At 53.3% G+C, this 10,041-nt stretch carries 7 protein-coding genes; 3 read left to right on the top strand and 4 right to left on the bottom strand.

The genetic code is table 11. From position 1 onward, the window contains the following. The first annotated feature begins 330 nt into the window (after positions 1-330). From ONB24_12895 to metF, 3 genes are all read left to right on the top strand, one after another. Positions 331-3,087, top strand: a complete 2,757-nt coding sequence (locus tag ONB24_12895) for a PAS domain S-box protein (protein ID MDZ7317011.1) — start codon at positions 331-333, stop codon at positions 3,085-3,087. Then, positions 3,084-3,452: a response regulator gene (locus ONB24_12890; GenBank protein MDZ7317010.1), complete on the top strand. Its 369-nt coding sequence runs from the start codon at positions 3,084-3,086 to the stop codon at positions 3,450-3,452. Before ONB24_12895 ends, ONB24_12890 begins: the two co-directional genes overlap by 4 nt. 148 nt (positions 3,453-3,600) lie before the next feature. Further along, positions 3,601-4,491: a methylenetetrahydrofolate reductase [NAD(P)H] gene (gene metF, locus ONB24_12885; protein ID MDZ7317009.1), complete on the top strand. Its 891-nt coding sequence runs from the start codon at positions 3,601-3,603 to the stop codon at positions 4,489-4,491. Positions 4,492-4,512: 21 nt separating this feature from the next. Here the strand turns inward: metF and ONB24_12880 are convergent, their stop codons facing one another. The 4 genes from ONB24_12880 to ONB24_12865 all read right to left on the bottom strand — a co-directional run. After that, entirely contained in the window at positions 4,513-6,033 is a 1,521-nt protein-coding gene (locus ONB24_12880; protein ID MDZ7317008.1) for a cytochrome C biosynthesis protein, read from the bottom strand. 9 nt (positions 6,034-6,042) lie between these two features. Further along, positions 6,043-7,842 (bottom strand): DUF6057 family protein, encoded by a 1,800-nt coding sequence (locus ONB24_12875; GenBank protein MDZ7317007.1) that lies wholly within the window; start codon positions 7,840-7,842, stop codon positions 6,043-6,045. 58 nt (positions 7,843-7,900) lie between these two features. Beyond that, complete coding sequence (locus tag ONB24_12870) at positions 7,901-9,370, bottom strand: sodium:alanine symporter family protein (GenBank protein ID MDZ7317006.1); 1,470 nt, start codon at positions 9,368-9,370, stop codon at positions 7,901-7,903. 39 nt (positions 9,371-9,409) lie between these two features. Beyond that, positions 9,410-10,041: sugar phosphate isomerase/epimerase (locus ONB24_12865; protein ID MDZ7317005.1), on the bottom strand; the 632-nt coding region annotated here is incomplete at its 5' end.

Raw genomic sequence — 10,041 nt, 5'->3', positions numbered from 1 at the left:
AGGAAGTTAATCAGCTGCTGATGGAATTGGGTCGGCCGCCTAAATATGCGAGCGTCCTCGAATAAAAGCTTTTTGAAAGGAATAGGGTTCTTTTGAAATGTCTTGTTTTTCTTGTATGTTGACCTAAAATTTGCTATTATGCCTTCAAAGAAGAATATACATCGAAAAAATGTCAGCAAACTTGGGAGCGGAGAGGAGGGTTGGAGCTCCGGTTTATTGGGCAGGGAAAAAGTCTCGCAAGCGTTGACGGCCTATTAAACAAAAAATACTGCCAAGGTTAATACCTGGCAAAGAAGGTCGATTTAGCGTAGGCAGCAGGAGAAGTCGAGAATGAACCAACCGGTCCGCGTTCTTTTATTGGAAGATTCGCCGCAGGATGCCGAATTGGTCATCGCTGAAATTCAACAGACCATTGCGGATGCCGCCGTCCAGGTTGTGGAAACAGAACAGGATTATGTGCTGGCCCTCGAATCATTTCAGCCCGATGTTATTTTGTCCGACTATCGTCTCCCGCAGTTCGACGGCATTAAGGCTCTCAAAATCGCCCAAAATAAAGCCCCTGAAACTCCGCTGATCATGGTCACCGGTTCGATTAACGAGGAGACAGCCGTTGCCTGCATGAAGGCCGGAGCTGCCGATTACATCCTCAAAGAGCATTTGCGTCGCCTGGGTCCCGCTATTCTCCACTGTCTGGAGCAAAAAGAAAAGCATCGGCTGGCGAAAATGACGGATGAAGCTCTGCAGCGTCAGGAGCGGCACTATCGCCTGCTGTTCGAGACGGCGCCGGTCGGTATTCTTTCGGCCTTGCCGGACGGCCGCATCACCAGCGTCAATCCGGAGGCGCTGCGCATTCTCGGCTCACCCTCCGCCGAAGCGACCATGAGCATCAATTTGCTCAATTTCCCTTTGCTGATTCAGTTTGGTCTTGCCGATGAATTTCGCAAGGCGGTCGAAAATCGTCAGAGAGCAGAGGGAGAAAAGCCTTACGTTACCAAATGGGGCAAACCCATACATATCTATTACCAGGTTTCACCCATTTTCGATAATAAGGGTGAACTGGAATCGCTGCAGATTATTTTTCAAGATGTAACGAAACTGCGCCGTGCAGAAAGAGAACAAAAAGAGTTTTCTGAAAAGCTGATCAAATTAATCGACTTTATCAATCGATTGGCATTTGCACCAACTCCGGATGAGCTCTATCGCCGATCCGTCGAATTTATAATTAACGAATTACAAATCGACCGAGTAGCATTTTGGACATTAGATGAAAGAAATAAGCGCTGTTTGGGAACCTGGGGTGTAGACGAGACCGGCAGGCTGCGCGATGAGCGCACAGCCGTCGTTAACTTTATTCCGCGCGATGTGCAGACTCTGCTCAAGGCGAAAAAGCCGTCCATCATCGTCGAAGAGGCAGACCTGCAGAACGAAAAAGGTCAGGTCGTCGGACATGGACAACATATCGTCGCCGGACTTTTTGACGGAGAAAGGATGGCCGGCTTCCTTTCAGCCGACAACCTCATACACAAGCGGCCGTTTACCGAATCTGATCTCCAGCTCCTGACGCTTGCGGCAACCAGTATCGGCCATTTGGCGGCTTTAAAAGAATTGGAAGCAAGGCTTAAAGAGTCCCTGGCGCAATGGAAACAGACTTTTGACGCCATTCAGGACGGTATTGCTCTTTTGGATGCCGAACACCGCATCCTTCAGACCAACGAAGCCTTTCGTCGCTTTGTCGGCCAGTCAGAAAAGAAACTGCAAAAGATGCTATGCCACAAACTCGTTCACAGCACCGATGAGCCGGTTTCTGATTGTCCGTTCGAACTTTCGAAAAAGAGCCTGCGGCGGGAGCGGATGGAAATGAAGATTAACGGCTCGATCTGTGAGGTGATGGTTGATCCCCTTCTGGATGAAAAAGGACGGATGGTTGGAGCCGTACATATTATTAGCGACATCACGGAACGTAAACGCGCCGAAGAGGAACGCGAGCAACTGCTGTCTATAGCCGAGCAGTCGCGTCGCGCTCTACTCAATGTCATCGAGGATCAAAAGCTGACCGAGACGGCGCTGCGTACCAGCGAAGAAAAATACCGCGGCATTTTCGAAAACATCCAAGACGTCTATTTCGAATGCGATCTGGCAGGCAATTTGTTGGAGATTAGCCCTTCCGTTGCCGTTGTTTCTAAAGGTCTATATACGCGTGAGGAGCTGATCGGTCGTTCCCTTTTCGATTTTGCCGAAGGCAATATTCTGCATATCTTTAACGACCTCCTGCTTAAAGGAGGACAAATTACAGACTTAGAGGTCCCGCTCCGCAACAAGGACGGCAGCTTGCTTCCCTGCGCCGTCACTGCAGCGGTGCGCATCGATACGGTAACCGGCGCAAAAAAGATCGTCGGCAGCGTGCGCGATATTACTGAACGAAAAAAAGCGGAAGAGCAAATCCGCAAAGAGCTGGAGATTAAAAGACGACTGCTGCAGGAACTCTATCACCGCACCAAGAACAACATGCAGGTCATTATTTCGCTGCTGCGGGTAAACGCATCGCGCATCAAGACTCTGCCGCAGGAAGTCAGGGAAATGCTCGGCAATATCGAAATCAAGATTCACGCCATGGCGCTGGTGCATCAAAAGCTTTATCAGGCGCAGGATTTGTCGCATGTCAATCTGGGAGAATATTTTCGCGATCTGATCGATCTTCTCAAGAGATCGCATCCTGTTTTTCAGGCCGTCAAAATTAACGAAGAGTTGGAAGACGTCAAAGTTCTTATGGATACGGCAATGCCTCTCGGCATGGTGCTCAGTGAGCTCATCACCAACATGATCAAGCATGCCTGGCCGGACGGACGTAACAAAGAGATGTTCCTTGCATTGAAAAAAAGCCCTCGAAACGAATTGGTCATCGAAGTCGCCGATAACGGCGTCGGCTTTCCGCCGGGTTTTGATTATCGCCGGCATGCCGGCGTCGGCTTGGATACCGTAATCGGCCAGATCGAACATCAATTGGACGGAGAGATTCATTTCGAAAACCGCAACGGCCTCTATTGCAGGATTGTCTTGAAGAAAGAACTTTATTGGGAAAGGGTATGACGACGGGTAGGAAAAAGGTACTGATCGTTGAGGACGAGCTGTTGACGGCCCGACTGCTGCAGATGGAATTGCAGAGCTGGGGACTTGATGTACCAAAACCGGAAGCCAAGGGGGAGGAAGCTGTTGTTGCCGCGCTCAAGGAAAAGCCCCATCTCATTCTGATGGACATTCGGCTGGCCGGGGGGATGGACGGCATCGAAGCCGCGCGCGCCATTCTCAATCACCAAAAAACGGCCATTATTTTTATGACCGGCTATGATATCGATCTTATCAAACAGCGTGCTGCCGATCTAAAGGTTGTGGGGTTCATCCCCAAGCCGGTGGATATGGAGTGTCTCCGCCGTATCATTGAAAATCTAATCTAATTGGACAAAGCCGCCGATCCAACTTTACCGACATTTCTCGCGGCGGCCCAAAATACGATCGTAGGCTTTGCAGCCCCTTTAAGCTTCATTGGGATTTTCCTCTTTAATTCCGCCTGTATGATTTTATTAAGTAAAAAGGAAAAACTGTATGACGGTCAAGGAAATCCTGTCGCGAATTCCGATTACCTTCAGCTTTGAATTCTTTCCGCCCAAGACCGCGCAGGGGTGGGAACAGCTTTTCCTCACCATTGCCGAGCTGCGGCCGCTCAATCCGTCCTGGGTCAGCGTTACCTATGGGGCAGGCGGCTCGACCCGCGAACAGACGCATGATCTGGTCCTAAAAATTTCCCGCGAAACTGATTTGACCGTCGTGCCGCATCTCACCTGCGTCGGCTCCACACGCAGCGAGATTGCCGCTATTCTCGAACGTTATGCCCAAAACGGCATCGACAACATTTTGGCTTTGCGCGGCGATCCGCCGAAAGGAAGCGCAGTTTGGAAGCCTGAGCCGGACGGCTTTTTTTATGCCGCCGATTTGGTGCGATTCATTAAAAAACATTTTCCCAACTTTAGCATAGGTGTGGCAGGTTTTCCGGAAGGACATCCCGAGACGCCGAATCGGCTTTTGGAAATGGACTATCTGAAAGCCAAAGTCGACGAAGGCGCCGATTACATCATCACGCAGCTCTTTTTCGATAATCGCGATTTTTACGATTTTCGCGAGCGCTGCGAACTGGCGGGGATTCGCGTGCCGATCATTGCGGGCATTATGCCGATTCTATCGCGGCAGGGCATGTACCGCATGGCTGAATTGGCGGCCGGAGCGCGGCTTCCGGCGCGACTGCTTAAGCTCATTGCGCGGGCCGAAACCGACGAGTACGTGGCTAAGGCGGGCGTGCATTGGGCAGGCGAACAGGTGCGCGACCTCATCGACAGCGGCGTGCGCGGCATACACTTTTATACTCTCAACCGCTCCAAAGCCACCATCCAAATCTACGAGTCATTGGGCGTGCAGCGCTCCGAGCAGTTCCTTCGGTAAGACGGACAGATCGCCGTCACCTTACCGCTTCGGAACCGGCTTCCACATTTCATCGGCTTCTCCCTGTGTACGGCGGCCGAGCTCCGGATCGAGCTTGGCCTTGACCGCCCTGCTCCAAGCCGCCTTCAAGAGCGCTCGACGATCCACGCTCACTTTTCCGGAAACCAACTCGGGCACATTATAGGTTTTGAGCAGACGCCTGTAGATGGTCGGATCTTTTTGCGGCAGTATGAACGGTTTGGAAAAACTACGGCCGTCGAAACGACTGAAATAGGGTCTGGCGCAGAGTCCGTCCTCCCGTTTGCTGCTGAACACGACCCAATGGCCGGAAGCATCCCAACAATGATAACTCTCCGATTTGTCGCTGTTGAGCTCCCGCGCTTCGCGTACCTCGCCGGTCTGTAAATCGAGCAGATAGAGGTCGCTGTCCGGCCGATAGATGGAAAAATTGCCGTATTCCGCCAGACAAAAGAGGAGATAGCGTCCGTCCGGCGAGACTTTCGGATGCGTGACGCTCTTGCCCAGACGGCTTGCTTCAAAAACCGGCTCGACTTCGCCCCAAAGACCGCGTTCAGGATCGCAGGCGATGCGCATCAGATCATATTTGATCTTGCGGTAAGGGTGCTCGTTCGGATCGTATTTTTCCAGCGGATCGGTGCGGCAGAAATAGAGCGTACGGCCGTCCGGTGACCATTCCGGATAAGTCTCCATCATCTCAGTGGCCACTTTGGGCGAACCGGTGATGCGGTTGTTTTCTACGTCGTAGAGAACAATGTCCGAGGCTTTATCGTACACGTCGCGGTTTTCGCCGACGGCATGAAAGAATTGATTGACCGTGTTGGCGGAAAAGGCGATCCACTTGCCGCTCGGATGCCAGTCTCGGTAGGCTACGGCGCGGTTAAAGTCTGTCGAGGTATCGATCTTGCGGATTCGGTTGCCGGCGGCCAACAGCATGGCGGTGCCCGGCGCGCCGGCGCGCAGATGCACCAGCATGCGGTCGCCGCGTTGGTCGGCAAAAGCGTGACAGTTGACGCAGTTATCTCCCGTGTTGCGATTAAAGAGAATCGGCCGTTCCTCAAAGCCGGTCAGATCGCGCTCATAGATGCCCATTTCCTTCCAATAGACATAGAGCGGTTTGATGAGCCGGTAGACGAGGGTCTCGGAGATCGGTTCCTCGGCTACTCGATTCAAGATGGGACGAAACTCCCGCCACTGCCCCCTGTCTTTCACCGCTATGACAATTTGCAGCGGTTTGCCGCGATTGCCTTCCAACAAATTCCGCCATTTGCGCTGCGGAATGATGATTTTTTCGGAGCGACCCTTGAGTCGAATGGGTTTGCCGTTCTCGCCGCTGATGACCACGCGATATTGCCTGCCTTGCTCTTCGATGACAAAATTCATCGGCGCAATGTTCGGGGGAATCGTAATTCCGGCATAGTCCGGGTAGATTTTGGGCGTGCGGTCGATTTGCGATGCTTGGGCGGCTCGCCAAACCAGTCCCGCAGCGAGCAAGAATGCAAGGGCTTTCTCCTTCGGCGGCATAACTCAACCTCACTGTTTTTTCAGGCGGTACATCGCATAAAACCAATAGGTGTCGCTGAAACGCCGCAGTTCGGGCAAAGCGGCGTTCTTGTCGCCTTTGTATTTTTCCAAAACGGCGAGAAACTGCCGGTAATTGGGCAGCGTGGCGGGCGAGAGGCCGTAGGCGGGAAGCTTGTGATCCTTTTGCCCGACGTTGCTGATGAACAGCAACATGGCCTCTTCCACATGGCGGGGGACAGCCCGATAATCAAAGTCCTCGATGCGGTCGGTCAAGTTCATTAGTTTGCCGACTTTGCCGAGCAGCATGGCTGCGGCCAGCGCATACTCGTAAGCTGCCCGATTATTCGGACGGTCGGCCAACAAATGTTCTAGACATTCTTCCGGTTCGCCGGGAATAAAGAGAAAATCGGTCGTCGGCATGTTCTGTTTTGCAAGGCGCAGATAGTCCGGCCATTTTTCCTGCGGCCTTTCGAGCAGCGGCAGCAACTGTTTTGCCCAACGGCGATGCCAAACGGTGCGCATCAGTCGCTCGAGACATTTGCGCGCAGCGGCGGTCTCGCCTTTCAGCAAATAGACCTCGGCCAGTCTTTGCAGATTCCAAGGCGTTTCCCCAAAAACCGAGAGCGACTCGTGTGCCCAGTGTTGCGCTTCATTGATATAGCCCAAATCGAAATAGAGATCGCTGAAGCTCAGCGGGTAGGCGGCGCGCAGGCTTTCGTGGAGGAAAAGGCCGTCGATTCCGGCGCGCTGCTCAAAGGTGAACATGTCGCTGCACAACTTTCCGAGATGAAAAAGGGCACGGTTGGCCTGAAACTGGCCGATATAGGTGTTGATCAGCCCACCGTCTTGGACGGTTTCCAACACCTGCCGCCATTGGCCGCGGCGCGCGTGATAGTCCAGACGGAGCAGCTTTTTCTGGGCGGCATCGATCGGCGCCGCGAGCGCCGCAGCCAAAGCAAGAAGCACTACGCTGCTTTGCACCGCAAGGGATAAGGTCCGAGACGTTTTTACGGACTTACCCTGTGCGGTTTTCTTTCGCGACAACAACCGGTAAAAGGCTGCAACGATAAGAAAGCAGATCCAAAACCACACGTCAAGTTTGAACGGCAGAGAGGTTTGGAAGTTTAGGTTGGCGGTAAAGGCTTCTTGAGGCCTAATGAGCCAAATTGTTTGCATGCCGAGCCAGGCCAGAAAGAGCGCCGTTACAAGCGAAGTCGCAGCAGCGGGCGGTCTGCTCGTTGACCATGCCAGGGCTGTTAGACCGGCAAATAGGAATGCGGGTCCGCCGGTCATCCAATAGAGCACGGCAAAAAGAGCCGTGAACGTAACGAGCCGCCAAACCAAATTTTTCGGCGCAAAACGAAAAAGTATAAAGGTTACCGTCAAGGTGATCAGCGCGCCCAGCGCCGCGGTAAGGCCAAAGTCGTATCGGCTATAGAGCAGAATAAGAATCGGCAACGGCAGCCAGGCAAACGGAAAAACTTCATTTGGAGACGGCCGATCATTCACGATGATTTTTAAGGTCTGATGAAACAGGAACGGAATCAGCGTAAGCAAAAGGGCAAGCAGGAGCGAACCGAGGAAGCGGTTGTAGTAAAGCTGAGCCGCGAGTCGGCTTAACCATAGTATTGCGCCGCCGGGCTGCAGGCGAAATTCATCCCAAAAGAGACGATCGAAAAAAAAGACCGGTTGCTGGGCCTGATAGATCAGTTCGGGATTGATGCGAAAGAAAAAATAGAAAAACAGACCGACGGCCGAGATTATCGAAATGAGCAGAGTGAACGGCAACCGAAAAAGTTTGGCGTTCATGGTTTCCTCAAGGTAATTGTCCGCCGTTTTTGTTTTCACAACTTTGTCGTTTGGCTCTTCAGCGCCTCTCCCATTGTTCTCTGCGGCTAAAATAATCCTCGGTAATTTGTCTGACCTGACCAGAAAGGGCGATCAGAGCGATGAGATTGGGCACCGCCATAAGTCCCAGCGCCACATCGCCGAAACCCCAGACGACCTCGAGCGGCACGATGGCACCGATAAAATGAAAGAGCACGTACACCCACTTGTAGGGCAGCACCGCTTTGCGGCCAAAGAGATATTCGGCGGCGCGGTCGCCGTAGTAGCTCCAGCTGATGGCGGTGGAAATGGCAAAAAGAAAGACGGAAAGCGTGACGATCTTATCGCCGTAAGCGAAAAGCGGCGCCAAACCGTTGCGAAAGGCATAGGCGGTCAGCGGCGAACTGTTCATGCGGCTGCCGTTTACCAGCACTTCGTATGAATTTGTGCAGACAATGACCAGGCCGGTGATGGAGCAAATGACCAAGGTATCGATGAACGGCCCGAGCATCGACACGGTGCCTTCCCGCGCCGGTTCTTTGGTTTTGGAAGCCGCATGACCGATCGGTGCTGAGCCTTGTCCCGCTTCGTTGGAAAAGAGGCCGCGTTTGACGCCCCAAATCATGGTGTTGAGAAAGAGCATAAAGCCGCCGCCGGTAAAGCCGATGAGCTCGGCACGGGGGCTGAAGGCCTGGCTGAATATGACGGCGAAGGAGGAAGGGAGGTGCCGCCAATTGAGCAGCAGAATGGTGCTGCCCGCGATGAAATAGATCAAGCCCATGATCGGCGAAAGCCATGCGGTGACTTTGCCGATGCGGCGAATGCCGCCGATGATGACCAGCGCCACGGTACTTGCCAGCAACAACCCGACGGCAATACGAACCGGCTCCACGTAGATGCCGAGGAAATCGATCGGCGTAATCAAAAAATGACCGGTCGGCAGAGCCAATTTGAATTCGCTGAGAATCTGGTCGGCGCAGGTAAAGGCCTGGATCGAATTGCCGGTTCCCATGGAAGAAATGACGGCAAACGCGGCAAACGCAACCGCCATCGGCTTCCAGCGGCGGCCCAAGCCTTTTTCGATGTAGTACATGGGCCCGCCGCTTGCCGAGCCGTCGGCGTTGATCACGCGGTAACGGACGGCCAGCGTGGCTTCCGCATATTTCAACGCCATACCGAACACGGCCGTCACCCACATCCAAAACAGCGCCCCGGGGCCGCCGTAATAGATCGCCGTGGCCACACCGGCAATGTTACCGATGCCCACGGTCGCCGAAAGCACTGCCGACAGAGTTTGAAAATGCGTGATGTCGCCGGGGTCACTCGGATTATTGTACCTGCCGAGCATCGCCTTGATCGAATGCCCCAACTTGAACAACTGAATCCATTTGAGCCTAAAGGTGACATAAATGCCGGTGCCGAGCAGAATCAGCACCATCAAGGGGAAAAACGACGGCCATCCCCAAACAATCGATGCCAGTCCTTGAATAGAGTCCTTGATCTGTTCCATCCGGTTTCCTGTTATGAACGAGACTGACTGCCTTTAACCTTAGAACGGCTTGGCGGACTGAAACACAAACGTAACGCACTCCTGAATGCGCGGCAGGTTGTTTTCCCACTCGCTTTCGTATTCGATCGAGATGTTGCCCTGAAAATTTTGGCGTTTCAGCTCTTTCAGAATTTCGCCGATCTTCCCCACGCCTTTGCCGTAGGGTACGTCTTCGGCTTGCGGATTGCCGAACGCATTCAGATCCTTGAGATGTACGCTGATGATGCGGCCTTGGGCCTTCTGAATCGCCGCAAGCGGATCGACCCCGGAGCGCAGCCAATGACCGGTGTCGCACGCCAATCCGAAGCGCGGATCGCGCCCAGAGACCAGCTTGAGAACCTCGTCGACGTTCCAGTAAATGTAATCGGGATTGTTCGGCTGCCGCGGGTGATTGTGAATACCGACGCGAATATTGTATTTTTGGATCATTTTTTCGATCGCATCGAGGGCGGCCGGTGAATGATCGGCCGGCTCGATCGAAATCGCCGGAATGCCCATCAGCTTGGCAAAGACGAAAACGCGTTCCATTTCCGCTTCGTCCTTCCAACCGACCACGCCATAGTTCACCAACCGCACACCGGCATGCTCCAGGATTTTTTTGGCGTGCGCCCAAACGGCCGGATCGGCGTTAT

The organism is candidate division KSB1 bacterium, assembly GCA_034505495.1.
Classification (GTDB): domain Bacteria; phylum Zhuqueibacterota; class Zhuqueibacteria; order Residuimicrobiales; family Krinioviventaceae; genus Fontimicrobium_A.
This window is presented reverse-complemented; position numbering and strand designations above follow the sequence as displayed.

Bases quoted from the DNA above. Each gene is read 5' to 3' on its own strand.
- ONB24_12895 (MDZ7317011.1), top strand. From the start codon at position 331: ATGAACCAACCGGTCCGCGTTCTTTTATTGGAAGATTCGCCGCAGGAT.
- ONB24_12890 (MDZ7317010.1), top strand. From the start codon at position 3,084: ATGACGACGGGTAGGAAAAAGGTACTGATCGTTGAGGACGAGCTGTTG.
- metF (MDZ7317009.1), top strand. From the start codon at position 3,601: ATGACGGTCAAGGAAATCCTGTCGCGAATTCCGATTACCTTCAGCTTT.
- ONB24_12880 (MDZ7317008.1), bottom strand. From the start codon at position 6,033: ATGCCGCCGAAGGAGAAAGCCCTTGCATTCTTGCTCGCTGCGGGACTG.
- ONB24_12875 (MDZ7317007.1), bottom strand. From the start codon at position 7,842: ATGAACGCCAAACTTTTTCGGTTGCCGTTCACTCTGCTCATTTCGATA.
- ONB24_12870 (MDZ7317006.1), bottom strand. From the start codon at position 9,370: ATGGAACAGATCAAGGACTCTATTCAAGGACTGGCATCGATTGTTTGG.